Here is a 16,267-nt window from a genome sequence, read left to right on the forward strand (position 1 = left end):
AGCCTGGTCTGGAGCCGGTTCTCGTGAACCGGGTCATCGCCGCGAATTCGCCGGAACAGGCGGTGATCGATCGCGTGGCTGAGGTCGCCGATCTGGTCACGGTCGCGCTGGATGAACTGCTGCCGCGCGCCGAGGGCCCGGAATCCCGCCTGACCGAGGCGATGCGCTATGCGGCGCTGGGCCCCGGCAAACGCTTGCGGCCGTTCTTCGCGCTGGAGGCCGCACGCCTGTTCGACATCGATGAGCGATCTGTGTTGCGCGCCGCCTGCGCGCTGGAATGCGTGCACGCCTACAGCCTAGTTCACGACGACCTGCCCTGCATGGACGACGACGACGTTCGCCGGGGCCGGCCGACCGTTCACCGGGCCTATGACGAGGCGACGGCGGTGCTGGCCGGCGATGCGCTGCAGACGGCCGCCTTTGACATCATCCTGCACGAAGACACCCATGAGGATGCGGCCGTGCGTTGCGAACTGGCGGCGCGGCTGTCGCTGGCGTCCGGCGCGCGGGGCATGGCGGGCGGTCAGATGATCGATCTGCTGGGCGTGCGCGACGACCTGGGCGGCGTGGCGCGGATGCAGCGATTGAAGACCGGCGCCCTGTTCGCCTATGCCTTCGAAATTCCCCTGATCATCGCCGACGCCTCGCCCCAACACCGTCATGCCCTGATCAGCTTCGCCCACGATGTCGGCCTGGCCTATCAGATCGTCGACGACCTGCTGGACGCCGAAGGCTCGGCCGAGGAAATGGGCAAGGCGGCCGGGGGCAAGGACGCGGCTCTCGGCAAGACCAATTTCGTCACCCTGCTGGGTCTGGAGGCGGCGCGGCAAAGGGTCGCGCATCTCGCAAACCAGGCCCGTTCGCATCTGGAGCCGTTCGGCGACGAGGCCGAAATCCTCAGGGCCAGCGTGGACTTTGTGCTAAAGCGCCGGTCCTGATACGAAACGTTGAAACGACCTGCGGGTTGATCGACCAGACTTTCCAAGGTTTTACGGCTGATGCCCGACACCCCGCTACTCGATACCGTCAAGACGCCCGCCGACACGCGGGACTTCGATATCGCCCAGTTGAAACAGCTGGCGCAGGAGGTGCGGGCCGAGACGATCGACGCCGTGTCCGTCACCGGCGGCCATCTGGGTGCGGGTCTGGGCGTAGTCGAACTGACCACGGCGCTGCACCATGTGTTCGAGACGCCCAAGGACATCCTGATCTGGGATGTGGGCCACCAATGCTATCCGCACAAGATCCTGACCGGACGGCGCGACCGGATCCGCACCCTGCGCCAGGGCGGCGGCCTGTCAGGCTTCACCAAACGCAGCGAGAGCGAATACGATCCGTTCGGCGCCGCCCACGCCTCGACCTCCATCAGCGCCGCCCTGGGCTTCGCCGCCGCGCGCGACCAGAAGGGCGAGAAGAACCGCGTCGTGGCCGTCATCGGCGACGGCTCCATGTCCGCCGGTATGGCCTATGAGGCGATGAACAACGCCGCCGAGGCGACCAGCGGCCAACTGATGGTCATTCTGAACGACAACGACATGTCGATCGCGCCGCCGGTCGGCGGGATGAGCGCCTATCTCGCCGGCCTGGTGTCGGGCGGCGCCTATCAGAACGTCCGCCGCCTGGGCAGGACGGTGGCCCAGCACCTGCCGCGCCCCTTCCGCAAGGCGGCCAAGAAGGCCGAGGAATACGCTCGCGGCATGGTCACCGGCGGCACCTTCTTCGAGGAGCTGGGCTTCTATTACGTCGGTCCGATCGACGGTCACGACATGGACAATCTGGTGCCGATCCTGAAAAAGGCGGCCGCCATCGAGGACCGCCCGGTTCTGGTTCACGTCGTGACGCAGAAGGGCAAGGGGTATGCTCCTGCCGAAAGCAGCGCCGACAAACTCCATGCGGTCGTCAAGTTCGACGTGGTCTCGGGCAAGCAGGCCAAGGCCATCTCCAACGCCCCCAGCTACACCAAGGTGTTTGGAACCGAGCTGATCAAACACGCCAAGGTCGATTCGTCGATCGTGGCGATCACGGCGGCGATGCCGTCGGGCACGGGTCTGGACCTGTTCGGCCAGGCCTTCCCCGAGCGGACCTATGACGTCGGCATCGCCGAACAGCACGCGGTCACCTTCGCGGCCGGTCTGGCGGCGGACGGCATGAAGCCGGTCTGCGCGATCTATTCGACATTCCTTCAGCGCGGCTACGACCAGGTGGTCCACGACGTGGCGATCCAGTCGCTGCCGGTGCGCTTCGCCATGGATCGGGCGGGTCTGGTCGGATCGGACGGCGCCACGCACGCCGGATCGTTCGACATCGGCTTCATGGGCGCGCTGCCCGGCATGGTGCTGATGGCCGCAGCCGACGAAGCTGAGCTGGCGGCGATGATCTCGACCAGCCTGGCCATCGACGATCGGCCCAGCGCCTTCCGCTATCCGCGCGGCGACGGCGTGGGCGTGGAGATCCCGGAACTGGCCGCTCCGCTTGAGATCGGCAAGGGCCGGATTGTGCGCGAGGGGACTTCGGTCGCCATTCTCAGCCTGGGCACCCGTCTGCAGGAATCGCTGAAGGCGGCGGACATGCTGGCCGCCAAGGGCGTGTCGGCCACCGTCGCCGACGCCCGCTTCGCCAAGCCACTGGACGCCGATCTGATCCTGCGTCTGGCGCGCGAGCATGAGGCCCTGATCACGGTCGAAGAAGGCGCCATGGGCGGCTTCGGCGCCTTCGTGCTGCAACTGCTGGCCGAAAAGGGCGCGCTGGATGGTGGACTCAAGATCCGCACCCTTAACCTGCCCGACGTCTTCCAGGACCAGGATGCGCCGATGGCCATGTACGCCCAGGCCGGCCTGAACGCCGAACACATCACCGCCGCCGCGCTTCAGGCCTTGGGCGTGTCGGTGAGCCAGGCCGCTAGAGCGTAGATCAGGCCCGGTCGCGGATCCGCATCGCCCCGCGCTCGCCGGTCTCCACCTCAAACCGGCCGGTGGCGCGGATCAGGTCCGACAGCTTGGCGTAGCCGTAGGTGCGCTGGTCGAAGTCGGGATGGGCGTTGCGCAGCCGATTGCCGATACCGCCCACCGCCACCCAGCCGTCGCCGTCCTCGTCCATGTCGGCGATGATGGCCGCGATCAGTCGCGCCGCTTCGGATGGCTTGCGCTTGGTCGCCGGCGCCTCGGCCACGGGCGATTTGGCGCCGGCGTCGACCGGAACCGGCGCAATCAGGTTCTCTGTATAGATGAAACGCGTGCAGGCCTGACGGAAGCTTTCGGGCGTTTTCTGCTCGCCGAATCCGTAGAAGTCGACGCCTTCCTCGCGGATGCGCGCCGCCAGTCGGGTGAAATCGGCGTCGGAAGACACCAGGCAGAAGCCGTCAAACCTCCCGGAATGCAGCAGGTCCATCGCATCGATGACCAAGGCTATGTCGCCCGAGTTCTTGCCCTTTGTGTTGGCGAAATTCTGCTGCGGTTGGATGGCGAAACGGGCCAGGACCCGCGTCCAGCCGGCGATCTGCGGGCTGGCGAAGTCGCCGTAGATGCGTCGCGCCGAGGCCTCGCCCAAGGTGGCGATTTCGCTGAACAGCGCCTCTGCGATGCGGGCGGAAGCATTCTCCGCATCGATCAGGACCGCGAGGCGAGGGGCCTTGTCGTCAGCCATGGCGGATGTCCTTTTCCTGCGCCGTCAGTCTGCGGTGAAACGGACCCTACAACTGACCCATCGTATTGTCGTGATCCACGGCCTGTTTCTTCAGCCAGCCGACGAAGGCGGTCGCGCTGGGCGAGGGCGGCCGGTCGCGGGGCTGGACGACATAGTATGCGAAGCCGACCGCCTCGGACCCGTCAGGGAAGGGCGCGACCAGTCGCCCTGACGCCAGGTCCGCCTGGGCCAGGGTCCGTTTCGCCAAGGCCACGCCGCGCCCCGATATGGCGGCCTCGATCAACAGACCCGACTGGTTGAAGCGCGAGCCCCGACGCGGGTCGGGATGGCGAATGCCGCGCGCCTTCAGCCACATGGCCCAGTCCGGGCGGCTGGGATCGCCGTCGTTGGACATGTCGTGCAGCAGAGTGTGTCCGATCAGGTCGGCGGGTTTGCGGATCGGCTTGTCGCCGTCCATCAGCGATGGGGCGCAAACCGGCAGCACCGTTTCGGTCATCAGCCGATCGACCGTCAGGCCGGGATAGTCGCCGGGACCGTAGCGCACCGCCAGATCGACCTTGCCCTCGCTCAGGTCCGCCGGCTCCATGTCGGCCGAGATCCACAGTTCGATCTCGGGATGGGCGGTGTGGAAGTCGTCCATGCGCGGCATCAGCCATTTGGAGGCGAAGCCGGGCGCCACGCTGATCGACACCTGTTTGCGACGCGGCGGTTCGCGCAACAGGGCCGAGGCGTCCATCAGTCGCTCGAACCCCTCGCGCAGCAGCGGCACGGAGGAGCGGCCCAGATCGGTCAGTTGCAGGCCCCGCGCCTCGCGCACGAACAGCGGCCCGCCGACGATGTCTTCCAGGAGGCGGATCTGCTGGCTGACCGCGCCGGGGGTCACCGACAGTTCGTCGGCGGCGCGAGAGAAATTCAGATGCCGCGCGGCGGCCTCGAAGGCGCGCAGGGCGTTGAGCGGGAGCAAAGGACGGGCCATCGCGGATAGAAATCCTATCAGCGAGACAAAGGCAATCTGGTTTGCGGCTCTGGACGGGGAAGACGAAGGTTCGCGCCTGCCGTCGTTCCTTTTTCCTCTCCCGACGGCCCTGAAAGCAAGACGATGCGTGTATTCCTCGCCTCCATTCCGCTGGAGGCCGCAAAGATCGTGATCATCGGCGGCGGCGAGCCGGCGCTGGCCAAGCTGCGACTGTTCCTGAACACGCCGGCCGAGGTGGCATGGTTCGCGCCCGACGGCGCGCCCCCCAAGATCGAGACGCCGTTGACGGCGCCGGAGCCGGTACTGCGTTCGCCAGGTGCTGAAGACCTGGCGGGCGCGCGCCTGGTGTTCATGGCGCTGGATGATCCGGACGAGCTGAAGCGGCTGGGCGATCTCGCGCGGGCGGCGGGCGCCCAGGTTAATGTGGTGGACAAGCCGCATCTGAGCGATTTCCAGACCCCGGCCCTGATCGACCGCGACGAGGTGGTGATCGGCGTGGCGACCGGCGGTTCGGCGCCCATCCTGGCCCGCGACATCCGCACCGCCATCGAGGCCGTTCTGCCCGCCGGACTAGCGAATGTGGCGCGGATGGCGCGCGAACTGCGCGATACGGTCAAGGCCAGCGTTCCGGACTTCATGGCGCGTCGGCGCTTCTGGGAAAAAGCCTTTCGGGGTCCGGCTGCGACGCTGGCGGCGGAAGGTCGGACGGCCGAGGCGCGGCGCGAGATGCTGCGCCTGCTGAACGTCGACGCGCCGGAGACGGGCGTGGTCCATATCGTCGGCGCCGGGCCGGGCGATCCCGAACTGCTGACGCTGAAGGCGCTGCGGGTGTTGCAGGATGCCGACGTCATCATCCACGACCGTCTTGTGCCCGAGGCGGTGCTGGAGCGGGCGCGGCGCGACGCCAAGCGTCTGTATGTCGGCAAGGCGCGCGGCGAGCATTCGGTGCCGCAGGATCAGATCGAGGCCCTGATGATCGAGGAGGCGCGAGCCGGACATCGGGTGGTGCGGCTGAAGGGCGGAGATCCCTTCGTCTTCGGGCGTGGCGGCGAGGAGCTGGAGGCGATGCGGGCGGCAGGGGTTCCGGTCTTCGTGGTGCCTGGCGTGACGGCGGCCCTGGCCTGCGCGGCCTCGGCGGGCATTCCCCTGACCCATCGCGATCACGCCCAAGCGGTGACCTTCGTCACAGCCCAGGCCAAGCCGGGCGGCGTCGAGGCGGACTGGATGCGATTGGCGGGCCCTAATCACACCTTGGCAATCTACATGGGGTCGGACCGAGCCGAGGAGACGGCTGCGCGCCTGATCGCGGCGGGGCGTTCGCCCTCGACGCCCGTCGCCATTGTCGAGAACGGCAGCCGCCCGGACGAGCGGGTTCTGACCGGGCGACTGGATGGGCTGGGCGCCATGGTGCGCGGCGCCGACCTGACCGGCCCGGCCCTGCTGTTCGTCGGCGAAACGGCGGCGTTGTCGGCAGCTCAACTGGATGTTCGAGCGGAGGTCGCGGCGTGAAGATCGTCACCGCAAACCGCCTGTCGGACGGTCGCGTCATCTTTGCAGGCGTCGACAACCAGCCGGTCGAGCACATTGATCAGGCTTTGGTGCTGGACGATACGGCGGCCGAGGTCGTGCTGGCTGATGTCGCTGGGCGTCCGGACGTCTTTGTGAACCCCTATCTGTTCGAGGTTCAGGACCGTACTCCGTCAGGCCGCGACCGGCTTAAGGAGCGCATCCGCTCGGCCGGGCCGACCGTCGGTCACAGCGTCGTCGGAGGCGTGGGCTGATGTATCGCTATGACGAGTTCGACCACGCCTTGGTGCGTGAACGGGTTGAGGAATTCTCGGACCAGGTAGCGCGGCGCGCATCCGGCGCCCTGACCGAGGACGAGTTCAAGCCGCTGCGGCTGATGAACGGGGTCTATCTGCAGCTTCACGCCTATATGCTGCGCGTCGCCATTCCCTATGGCGTGATGAGCAGCCGTCAGTTGCGCCGGCTGGCCCATATCGCGCGGACCTACGACAAGGGCTACGGTCACTTCACCACCCGCTGCAATATCCAGTACAACTGGCCGGCCCTGACCGACCTGCCGGCGATCCTCAGCGACCTGGCCGATGTCGAGATGCACGCCATCCAGACCAGCGGCAACTGCATCCGCAACACCACGACAGACGTCTTCGCCGGCGCCGCCGACGACGAGATCGAGGATCCGCGCCCCTGGTGCGAGATCATCCGCCAGTGGTCGACCATCCACCCGGAGTTCAGCTTCCTGCCGCGCAAGTTCAAGATCGCGGTGATCGGGGCGGAGAAGGATCGGGCGGCGATCCGCACCCACGACGTCGGCCTGCAGATCGTGAAGGGCGAAGACGGTGGAACGGCCTTCCGCGTCTTCGTTGGCGGCGGGCAGGGGCGTCTGCCGCATATAGGTCAGGAGATCGCCCGGGCGGTCCCGGCGGCGGACCTTCTGGCCTATCTGACCGCCATTCTACGGGCCTGGAACCTGCTGGGGCGGCGCGACAACATCCACAAGGCGCGGATCAAGATCCTGGTCGCCTCGCTGGGCATCGAGGCCTTCCGCGAGGAGGTGGACAAACACTACGACACCTTGCGCCGTGAGGATCTGCGCATCCCCGAGGATGAGGCCGCGCGCATTCAGGCCTATTTCGCCTCGCCGTTGTTCGAGGCCCTGCCCAAGACCAGCGCCCCATTCGACCGCGCCCTGCTGGCCGATCCCGACTTCGCCCGGTTCGCCCGCAACAACGTCCGCCGTCATCGCCAGTCTGGCTACGCCTCGGTGGTGGTGTCGCTGAAGCCGGTCGGGGGCGTGCCCGGCGACATCACGGCTGACCAGATGGACGCGGTGGCGGATTTGGCCGAGCGCTATTCGTTCGACGAACTGCGCGCCGCCTATGAGCAGAACCTGGTCCTGCCGCATGTGAAGCTGGACGACGTGCCGACGGTCTGGCGGGCGTTGCGGGAGGCGGGGCTGGCCACGGCCAACGCCGATCTGGCGACGGACGTGATCGCCTGCCCCGGCTTGGACTATTGCAGCCTGGCCAACGCCCGGTCGATCCCGGTGGCCCAGGCCCTGTCCAAGCGTCTGGCCGATCTCGACTATCAGGAGAAACTGGGGCCGGTCCGGATCAATATGAGCGGCTGCATCAACGCCTGCGGCCACCACCACGTCGGCCACATCGGCGTCCTGGGCGTCGATCGCAAGGGCGAGGAATACTATCAGATCACCGTCGGCGGCTCGCCCGACGAACAGGCGGCGCTGGGAGATATCGTCGGCAAGAGCCTGCCGGCAGACGAGGTCGCGCCGGCCATCCAGCGGACCCTCGACCGCTATCTGCAAATCCGCACGGACGGCGAGCGGTTCATTGACACGGTGCGCCGCGTCGGACCCGATCCCTTCCGCGACGCCATTTATGAGACGCTCGATGCAACGGCTTGAGGGCATACAGAACGGGTTGCGCCTGTCGGTGACGACCCCGCTGGAGGCTGTCGAGGCGGCCGCCGCAAGCGAAGACACGCTGGTGTTGGAGTTCGACGCCTTTCGCGACGGGCGCGGCTTCTCGCTGGCGGCGGTGCTGCGGGAGCGCGGTTACAGAGGGCGTCTGATCGCCGCGGGTAAGGTGCTGCCGGATCAGGCGCGACACCTGCGGCGTTCGGGCTTCGATGCGGTGGAACTGGCCGAGGGTGCGGATCCGGCCGCCTGGGAGCGGATGGACCGAGCGTTCAGCGGCGCCTACCAGCCCGCCGTCGATCCCACACCGACGATCTGGCAGCGGCGGCGTGCGGCGTCCAACGACCGCGATCTGGACGCCCTGGCGGATCGGCTGAACCGTGAGACGGCGGGCAGGGACGCGTCCGAAATCCTAAAGGCGGCGTTGGATCCGGCGCTGGGCCTGCGGGTCGGCGCCATCTCGTCCTTCGGCGCCGAGTCCGCCGCCCTGCTGGACATCATCGCTGGCGAGGACAAGACAGTGCCGGTGGTGTTTCTGGAGACAGGCCAGCATTTCCTCCAGACGCTGTCCTATCGCACGCAACTGACCAAGGCGCTGGGGTTGACCGACGTGCGGTTGGTGACGCCGGATGCGGGCGAGAAGGCGACGCTGGATGCGCGCGCCGACCTTTGGAAGACCGACGCCGACGCCTGCTGCGACCTGAGGAAGGTGCGGCCGCTGGCGCGGGCGACGGCGGGGTTCAATGCGCTCATCACCGGACGGAAACGCTACCAGGCCGCGACGCGGGCGAAGCTGAAGCCGTTCGAGGTGTTGGACGGGGTGCTGCGGATCAATCCGCTGGCGAACTGGGACGCCGCCGACGTCGAGGCCTGGCTGGAGGAGAACGATCTGCCGCGTCATCCGCTGGTCGAGCAAGGCTATCGATCCATCGGCTGCTGGCCCTGCACCCGCGCGGTCCAGGAGGGCGAAGACGCCCGCGCCGGACGTTGGTCGGGCATGGACAAGGTCGAGTGCGGCATCCACTTAGGGCAACGTCAGGCCGCCGCCTGATCCGCCCTGTTTCGACCTCGCCTGAAAGCCTCACCGTGTCCGCTACGTCATCCGTCATCGACCTGATCGGCAATACGCCGCTGGTGCGCCTGAACCGCCTGTCCGAGGCGACGGGCTGCGAAATCCTGGGCAAGGCCGAGTTTCTGAATCCCGGCGGTTCGATCAAGGATCGCGCGGCCCTGTCGATCGTGCAGGGCGCGCGGGCGTCGGGCGCGCTGAAACCTGGCGGGACGATCGTCGAGGGCACGGCCGGCAACACCGGCATCGGCCTGGCCTTGGTCGGGGCCGCCTTGGGTCATCCGGTCGTCATCGTCATTCCGCGCACCCAGTCGGAAGAGAAGAAGTCCGCCATCCGTTCGCTGGGCGCCCGCCTGGTCGAGGTGGACGCCGCACCCTTTTCCAGCCCGAACCACTTCGTCCACTATTCCGGGCGTCTGGCCGCCGAACTGAACGACAGCGAAGAGGCCGGCGCCATCTGGGCCAATCAGTTCGACAACACCGCCAACCGCGAGGCCCACTACAACACGACCGGCCCCGAAATCTGGACGCAGACAAACGGTCAGATCGACGCCTTCGTGTCGGCCGTCGGTTCGGGCGGGACCATCGCCGGCGTCGGCGCCTACCTCCGCGAACAGAAGCCGGATGTGACTATCGCCTTGGCCGATCCAGCAGGCGCGGCCATGTTCAACTGGTTCACCAAGGGCGAGATGACGGGCGAGGGATCGTCGATCACCGAGGGCATCGGCGTGGCCCGCATCACCGGCAATCTGGAAGGCTTCAAACCCGACTACGCCTATCGGATCGAGGATGCGGAGTTCCTGCCGATCCTGTTCGACCTGGTGAAGCACGAAGGTTTATCGCTGGGCGGATCGGCGGGGGTGAACATCGCCGGCGCGGTGCGGCTGGCGCGCGAGCTTGGGCCAGGCAAGACCATCGTGACCTGCCTATGCGATCCCGGCTCGCGCTATGCGTCCAAGCTGTTCAACCCGGAATTCCTGCGGTCGAAAGGTTTGCCGGAGCCGGATTGGGCGTAAGCCGCAAAGTCTCCTCCCCATGAAATGGGGAGGGGGACCGCGAAGCGGTGGAGGGGTGCTCGAAGGCCCACAGACATTTGCGATGCGGTGCAGAACCCCTCCGTCACGGCGCTGAAGAAGCGCCGCGCCACCTCCCCGCAAAGCGGGGAGGAGACAGGTTTGGTTACTTCGCCTTCTGCTCCGCGATCCAGGCGTCCATCCGCTGGTCCAACAACGCCAGCGGCAGCGGGCCTTCGACCAGCAGGGCGTCGTGGAAGGTGCGGATGTTGAACTTCGGCCCCAGCTCCCGTTCGGCCCGCGCCCGGATCTCGCGAAGGCGGATTTCGCCGATCTTGTAGGCCGTGGCCTGGCCGGGCCAGCCGATGTAGCGCTGAAGTTCGGTCTCGATGTTGTGGGGCGCGAGGGCCGAGTTGTCGCGGAAACAGGCGCGGGCCTGTTCCTCGGTCCAGCCCATCCAGTGCAGGCCGGTGTCCGCGACCAGTCGGCAAGCGCGCCACATCTCATAGGACAGCCGGCCGAACCGCTCGTAAGGCGTGCGGTAGAAGCCCATCTCCTCGCCCAGATATTCGGCATACAGGCCCCAGCCCTCGGTATAGGCGCTGACATTGGCCTGACGGCGGAAATAGGGTTGGCCGGGCGCCTCCTGTTGCAGGGCGATCTGGAGGTGGTGGCCCGGCACGGCCTCATGCAGGGTCAGGGCGGGCAACTCGTACAGCGGACGCTGATCCAGCTTGGACGTATTGACGATATAATGGGCCGAAACGCCGTTCTGCATCGAACCGCCGTTGTAGCGGCCGGTGGTGTAGTTTTCCTCGATCTGCGGCGGCACGGGCTGCACGTCATAAGTGAGGCGGGGCAGGGTGGCGAACAGGGGCGGCAGGCCGCCATCCGCACGCTTGGCCATCTCCGACGCCTGCTGCAACAGGGCCTCGCGGCTGGTCGCATAGAACTGAGGGTCGGTGCGCAGGAAGTTCAGGAAGCCGGCGAAGTCGCCGCTCCAGCCCGACGCCTTCATCTCCACATCCATGCGCGCGCGGATGCGCGCGACCTCGTCCAAGCCGATCTGGTGGATCTGGTCCGGCGTCAGGTCGGTCGTCGTGTGGCCGCGCACCAGATAGGCGTAGAGTTCCTTGCCGTCGGGCCGATTGCCGATGCCCGGCTGGACTGGCGCCTTGGGCAGATAGTCGCTCTCGAGGAAGGCCAGCCAGGCCCGGCGTGCGGGAAGGATCGTTTCCGAAACCGCCGCCGTCGCCGCTGCGGTCAGGCGATCCTTGTCAGCCTGAGACACGGTCGAGGGCAGGGTCGACAGGGGCTTCAGCAGCGGCTCGGCGTCCGACTTGATCGCCACATCGTTTCGCGCCAGCGTCCGGGCGCTTTCGGTCACGGACCGGGCCTGGACCAGGCCGGTGTCCAGGCCGCGGCGGGCGTTGGCGGTCGTCTGGGCGTAGATTTGGCCGAAGCCGCGGACACGTTTGATATAGGCCTCGGCCTCCGCGACGGAGTTCAGTCGCGTGCTGCCGCCGACGTAGAGCGCCCAGGTTCCAGGGCCGCCTTCGGAGTCAAAGGCCAAGCGGCTGGTGTCATAATCCAGCCCTTCGAGACTACGGTTGAGCGTATAGAGCAGGAAGGCGTGGTTGATGCTGCCGGTGTGGGAAAGACTTGCCGGGTCGATGGCCGCCAACCGTCGCACGAACCCTTCCAGCGGCTCGCGCTGGGCCAGTTCGAATTCGCGCGACAGGTCAGGCACCCGCCCCATCGCCTCCACATCGCCCTCTCCGCTGGCCGAGATCGGATCGACCGACTTCAGATAGGTCTCGTAGTCAGCGATGACCGCGTTCAGCGCGGCGTCTGCCGGGGCGGTTGCCATGGCGGCTGGCGGCGTCTGGGCGATGGCCGCGATCGGCGATGCAGCCGCAAGCATGGCTGCGATAGCCAGATAAGAAATCTTCATGACGCCCCTCCTGTCAGGAGAGGCACGCAAGCCGAGCGGAGCCCATGCGTCAACCGCAGACGGTGAAGAACCGCTCGATTTGCACCTTTGCGGCGGGATGGGCGACATAGACGTGACGTTCGTCGTCAGCCCAGGCGGCGATCCAGCCCAGACGTCGGAAGCGCTGGAAGACCGGATCCTTGGTCTTGGCCTGCGCCGTCAGCAGTTCGCCGTCATGCACGACGGCTGGCTCAGATGCGGCACGATAGCGCTCGGTGTCGCCGCCGGATTCCAAGTAGATTTCGCGGCCCGGCTTGTCGCTCGAGGCCGTCAGTTCCAGTGCGCTTGATCCGGCCTGACAGGCCAGTTTCAGCTTGATCTCGTCGCTGTTGGCGACGCCGTAGGCCAGCATGGCCTCCTGCCCATCGGTGTTCAGGAACCAGTCGTAACCGGGCGTGGGCGGGGGCGCCGATGCGGTCGCTGCCGAGCCGGCTGCGGGCATCGGGGCCTGGGTCGCGCAAGCTGCGAGAGCCGAGATGGCGATCAAGGCTGATATCAATCGAAGACGCATGCGTGAGTTCCTTAGCCGGCGCAGCGATCGGCGAAGCGACGCAGCTTGGCCATGTGCGGACGTTCGACGGTGATTGTGTTGGCGTCGTCGCCGACGGCGATTGTCATCCGGCCGTTCGCGACGAAGGCGGAAAAGGCGGGGTGGTCGACGGGGATCGCCGTCTCCAGCTTGCCGCCACGCCCGACGCGGGCCTCGCTGGTGGCCGTCGACCCGCCCGAGGTGATGCGCGCAAAGCCGGCGGATGCATCCCCGCCATAGACCGCGACCGAGACCGCGCCCGAACCCGGCAGGCATTGCAGCGTGGCGCGCAGGCTGGCGGTGTCGGGGATGTCGTTGGCCAGCACCATCGGTCCCTCGCCCTCGTACAGGCTCCAGGTCCAGCCTGAGGCGGGCGCAGTCTGTATCGCGGCCGCCATCAGGGCGGAGAGAATCAGCATCATGTGTCAGCCCCCGCCGACGACGCGCAGCGCCGCGTCGCCTTCAATGTCGTCAGCCGCGGCTGTGACCGCAAGAGATCGGACGACCGCATTTCCTCTGAACGCGGTTATCCGTCCGCAGTTCAACCCGCAGGGTCAGCGCGCATCAGAACGGGCTGAAGCGTTCCGCCAGCGCTTGACCGACGGGTGGGGCCTGGACGCGGCTGACGTCGCCACGACCGCCGTAGGAGATGCGCGCCTCGGCGATCTGGGTGTGGTTGATGGCGTTGGCCGATGAGATGTCCTCGGGGCGGACGATGCCGGCGACGGTCAGTTCGCGGACCTCGCGGTTGGTGCGCACTTCCTGCCGTCCCTGGATCACCAGATTGCCGTTGGCCAGGACGTCGGTGACGACGGCGGCGATGGTCAGCGACACCTTCTCGGCGCGGGTGACCGAACCGTTGCCCGACGACTTCAGATCGCCTTCCATGCCAACCATCTTCGACGGATCGAAGCCGCCGGGGAAGGCGCGGCCCAGGCTGCTTTCCAGGCCGAACAGGTTGCTGACGCCGGCATTGATATCGTTGGAGCGCGAGCGCTGGGTCGAGTTCTGGGTCTGGGCGCGATCGTCGATGTCGATCTTGACCGTCAGGATGTCCCCGATATGCCGCGCGCGCTGGTCGCCGAAGAAGGTGCGGGCGCCCGTGCGCCACAGGCTGTTGGCGCTGGCCGGCGCGGTCTCGCGCGCTGGCAGATAGGCCTGCTGCGCCGGGATCAGGGCGGCGGGATAGCCGATGGGGGCCAGTTCCGGACCGCGCACCGTGTCGGCGACGGTCGAGCAGGCGGCGAGCGGGGCGAGGGCGGCGAGGATCAGGACGGCTTTACGCATGACTTGGATTCCCTAGCGGGCGGCGAACTGTTGGAGATTGGCGCGGGCCATGTCGGCGCCGGGGCCGGCGATGGCTTGGCCGGGACCCGAGGCGACCGCGTCGATGACGCGGTTGGACGTGGTGTTCATGATGGCGACCGGCTCGCCCAGACCGGCGCTGCGCATGGCCTTGCCCATGACGGCTAGGTTCACGCCGCCGACCTGATAGGTGACGCGCACCATGTCGTTGCGGGCGATGACCTGCGGCGCGGCGCCGGGGCGATAGGCGGCGCGGGCGATGGGCTGGACGGCCTGGGCGGCGTCCGTCGGCGCGGCCTCAGCCAGGGTCTGAACGGGTCCGGCGGAACGACGCACGGCGACGCGGCGCAGGCCGTTCGGATTGCTCCAGTCCAGGCCCGCCTGACGGGCCTGGGCCTGAAGCTGACCGGCGTCCAGCACGACCGAGGGACCGACGCGTTCGGCGACGGCGACATTGGCCGCAGCGCCCGCGCCCTCGAAGATGTCGCCCAAGGTGACGCGACCGTCGTCGTCCACGGGGTTGGCGCGCAGCACGACCGGATTGGCGAGGGCGGCGCCGGCGAAGGCGCTGACGGCGGCGGCGAGCAACAGAGAACGGATCATGGTCATCGCCCTAGCCCTTCACTTGCGAGGCGACCGACAGCATCTGGTCGGCGGTGCTGATGACCTTGGAGTTCATCTCATAGGCGCGTTGCGCGACGATCAGGGCGCTGATCTCCGCCACCGCGTCCACGTTCGACGCCTCGGTGTAGGCCTGCATGATCTGTCCGTAACCAGCATCGCCGGGCGTCCCGACGATCGCCGGCCCGGACGCGGCGGTTTCCAGCAACAGGTTGTCGCCGATGGCTTCCAGGCCGGCTTCGTTGAAGAAGCTGGCCAGTTCGATCTGCCCGACCGTGGTCGGTGCGGGCTGTCCGGCCTGGGTCACCTGAACTAGGCCGGTCTTGGAGATCGACACCTTGGTCGCGTCCTGCGGGATGGTGATCGCCGGCTCCAGCAGATAGCCGTCGTCGGTCACCATCTGGCCTTCCGGATTGACCTGCAGATTGCCGGCGCGGGTGTAGGCCTTTTCGCCTGAGGGCAGGCTGATCTGGAAATAGCCCTTGCCGTCGATGGCCATGTCATAGGGGTTGCCGGTGATCTGCGGCGTGCCCTGTTCGGTGACGCGATAGACGGCCCCGGCCTTGACGCCCGCGCCGATCTGGATGCCGGTCGGAACCACGGTGCCGGAGGCCGAGGACTGGGCCCCCATGCGTTCGACGTTCTGGTAGAGCAGGTCCTGAAACTCGGCGCGCTGCTTCTTGAAGCCCACCGTGTTCATGTTGGCGATGTTGTTGGAGATGACCTCCACGTTCAACTGCTGGGCCGCCATGCCCGAGGCTGCGGTTCTCAGAGCGCGCATGTTCCGGCTCTCCCTTAAGCGGCCTTGCCGAGGCGCTCGACGGCGCGGCGGCTCAGGTCTGTGGTGTTTTCGAGCAGCTTGGAAATGCTCTCGTAGGCGCGGCTGATTTCGACGAGATTGGTGATTTCGATCAACGGATTGACGTTGGAAGACTCCAGCGAGCCCTGATGAACCTGGGCGTCGGCGGCCTCGATCGGCTGGGCGTTGGAGTTATTGCGGTAGAGGCTGTCGCCGCCCTTTTCGAGCACGCCCAGCGTATCGAAACGCACGACCGACAGTCGGCCAGTGACCTGTCCGTTCTGGGTGATGGTGCCGTCGGCGCCGACGCTGGGCGCGCCGAGCGCAGGGTCCAGCACGATCTCCGCGCCGCCGCCCAGGACGGCCTGACCCTGTTTGGTCGTCAGACGCCCTTCCGGGTCCAGGGTGAAGGCGCCGTCCCGGGTGTAGGCCTCGCCGTTGGCGCCATCACGCACGGTGAAGAAGGCGCCCTCGCCGGAAATGGCGAAGTCCAGCGAGCGGCCGGTCTGCTGCATCGAACCCTGGCCGAAGTCGCGACCGACGCCATTGTCCAGCACGAAGCTGGCCGACGGGCGGATCGAGTCGTTGCGCGCTCGCTGACCGATCTCGGTTCCGAGCATCAGCTGCTCGACCTTGAAGCCGGTGGTGTTGGCGTTGGCGACGTTGTTGGCCACGATGTCGAGTTCGCGACGCAGCGTCATCTGGCGTGACAGTCCGATATAGGCGGCGTTTTCCACGAGAGGCGTGCTCCTTCGCCTCAGCCCTCGCAACGGCCGTGCCAACAGGGTTAATTCAGGCGGAATGCGGGGTTGAGCGGGATCGGGTCGCTTCCGACCCGGCAAATCCTGCCCATTGTAAAC

Annotated in this window: 16 protein-coding genes; 7 read left to right on the forward strand and 9 right to left on the reverse strand. The window is 67.1% G+C overall.

From position 1 onward, the window contains the following. Nucleotides 1–62: 62 nt before the first annotated feature. A complete protein-coding gene (locus O2K97_RS05810) occupies nt 63–938 on the forward strand; it encodes a polyprenyl synthetase family protein (protein ID WP_269221108.1) in 876 nt (291 codons plus the stop codon). A 57-nt stretch (nt 939–995) separates the two neighbouring features. Next, nucleotides 996–2,909 (forward strand): 1-deoxy-D-xylulose-5-phosphate synthase, encoded by a 1,914-nt coding sequence (gene dxs, locus O2K97_RS05815; protein ID WP_269221109.1) that lies wholly within the window; start codon nt 996–998, stop codon nt 2,907–2,909. 1 nt (nt 2,910) lies between these two features. Here the strand turns inward: dxs and O2K97_RS05820 are convergent, their stop codons facing one another. Continuing rightward, nucleotides 2,911–3,642 carry an NYN domain-containing protein gene (locus O2K97_RS05820; protein ID WP_269220816.1) on the reverse strand — a complete coding sequence of 244 codons (732 nt, stop codon included), beginning with the start codon at nt 3,640–3,642 and terminating at the stop codon, nt 2,911–2,913. Nucleotides 3,643–3,688: 46 nt separating this feature from the next. Continuing rightward, the gene (gcvA, locus tag O2K97_RS05825; RefSeq protein WP_017504469.1) at nt 3,689–4,618 is read right to left on the reverse strand and encodes a transcriptional regulator GcvA; all 930 of its coding nucleotides are present in this window, start codon (nt 4,616–4,618) and stop codon (nt 3,689–3,691) included. A 123-nt stretch (nt 4,619–4,741) separates the two neighbouring features. On the opposite strand from gcvA, the gene cysG reads away from it, so the two are divergent. From cysG to O2K97_RS05850, 5 genes are read left to right on the forward strand one after another with little or no spacing between them, the layout of a single operon-like run. Further along, nucleotides 4,742–6,127: a siroheme synthase CysG gene (gene cysG / locus O2K97_RS05830; RefSeq protein WP_269220817.1), complete on the forward strand. Its 1,386-nt coding sequence runs from the start codon at nt 4,742–4,744 to the stop codon at nt 6,125–6,127. Continuing rightward, nucleotides 6,124–6,399, forward strand: a complete 276-nt coding sequence (locus O2K97_RS05835; protein WP_269220818.1) for a DUF2849 domain-containing protein — start codon at nt 6,124–6,126, stop codon at nt 6,397–6,399. The genes cysG and O2K97_RS05835 overlap by 4 nt, the downstream gene beginning before the upstream one ends. Beyond that, nucleotides 6,399–8,066, forward strand: coding sequence for a nitrite/sulfite reductase (locus O2K97_RS05840; RefSeq protein ID WP_269220819.1), 1,668 nt, complete (start codon nt 6,399–6,401; stop codon nt 8,064–8,066). Before O2K97_RS05835 ends, O2K97_RS05840 begins: the two co-directional genes overlap by 1 nt. Further along, nucleotides 8,053–9,129 (forward strand): phosphoadenylyl-sulfate reductase, encoded by a 1,077-nt coding sequence (locus O2K97_RS05845; protein ID WP_269220820.1) that lies wholly within the window; start codon nt 8,053–8,055, stop codon nt 9,127–9,129. The genes O2K97_RS05840 and O2K97_RS05845 overlap by 14 nt, the downstream gene beginning before the upstream one ends. A 35-nt stretch (nt 9,130–9,164) precedes the next feature. Beyond that, the gene (locus tag O2K97_RS05850; RefSeq protein ID WP_184278824.1) at nt 9,165–10,163 is read left to right on the forward strand and encodes a cysteine synthase A; all 999 of its coding nucleotides are present in this window, start codon (nt 9,165–9,167) and stop codon (nt 10,161–10,163) included. 163 nt (nt 10,164–10,326) lie between these two features. Here O2K97_RS05850 and O2K97_RS05855 read toward each other — a convergent pair whose 3' ends face one another. From O2K97_RS05855 to flgF, 7 genes are all read right to left on the reverse strand, one after another. Continuing rightward, the gene (locus O2K97_RS05855) at nt 10,327–12,114 is read right to left on the reverse strand and encodes a DUF885 domain-containing protein (protein WP_269220821.1); all 1,788 of its coding nucleotides are present in this window, start codon (nt 12,112–12,114) and stop codon (nt 10,327–10,329) included. Nucleotides 12,115–12,163: 49 nt separating this feature from the next. Further along, the gene (locus tag O2K97_RS05860; protein ID WP_269220822.1) at nt 12,164–12,664 is read right to left on the reverse strand and encodes a hypothetical protein; all 501 of its coding nucleotides are present in this window, start codon (nt 12,662–12,664) and stop codon (nt 12,164–12,166) included. Between the two features lie 11 nt (nt 12,665–12,675). Next, complete coding sequence (locus O2K97_RS05865; RefSeq protein ID WP_112862481.1) at nt 12,676–13,104, reverse strand: hypothetical protein; 429 nt, start codon at nt 13,102–13,104, stop codon at nt 12,676–12,678. 142 nt (nt 13,105–13,246) lie between these two features. Further along, nucleotides 13,247–13,969 carry a flagellar basal body L-ring protein FlgH gene (gene flgH, locus O2K97_RS05870; RefSeq protein WP_269220823.1) on the reverse strand — a complete coding sequence of 241 codons (723 nt, stop codon included), beginning with the start codon at nt 13,967–13,969 and terminating at the stop codon, nt 13,247–13,249. A gap of 12 nt (nt 13,970–13,981) precedes the next feature. Then, complete coding sequence (locus O2K97_RS05875) at nt 13,982–14,590, reverse strand: flagella basal body P-ring formation protein FlgA (protein ID WP_419466089.1); 609 nt, start codon at nt 14,588–14,590, stop codon at nt 13,982–13,984. 10 nt (nt 14,591–14,600) lie between these two features. Continuing rightward, nucleotides 14,601–15,389 carry a flagellar basal-body rod protein FlgG gene (flgG, locus tag O2K97_RS05880; protein ID WP_112862478.1) on the reverse strand — a complete coding sequence of 263 codons (789 nt, stop codon included), beginning with the start codon at nt 15,387–15,389 and terminating at the stop codon, nt 14,601–14,603. Nucleotides 15,390–15,403: 14 nt separating this feature from the next. Then, nucleotides 15,404–16,144 (reverse strand): flagellar basal-body rod protein FlgF, encoded by a 741-nt coding sequence (flgF, locus tag O2K97_RS05885; RefSeq protein ID WP_269220824.1) that lies wholly within the window; start codon nt 16,142–16,144, stop codon nt 15,404–15,406. Nucleotides 16,145–16,267: the final 123 nt, after the last annotated feature.

This window comes from Brevundimonas vesicularis (genome assembly GCF_027105095.1).
Lineage (GTDB): Bacteria > Pseudomonadota > Alphaproteobacteria > Caulobacterales > Caulobacteraceae > Brevundimonas > Brevundimonas vesicularis_E.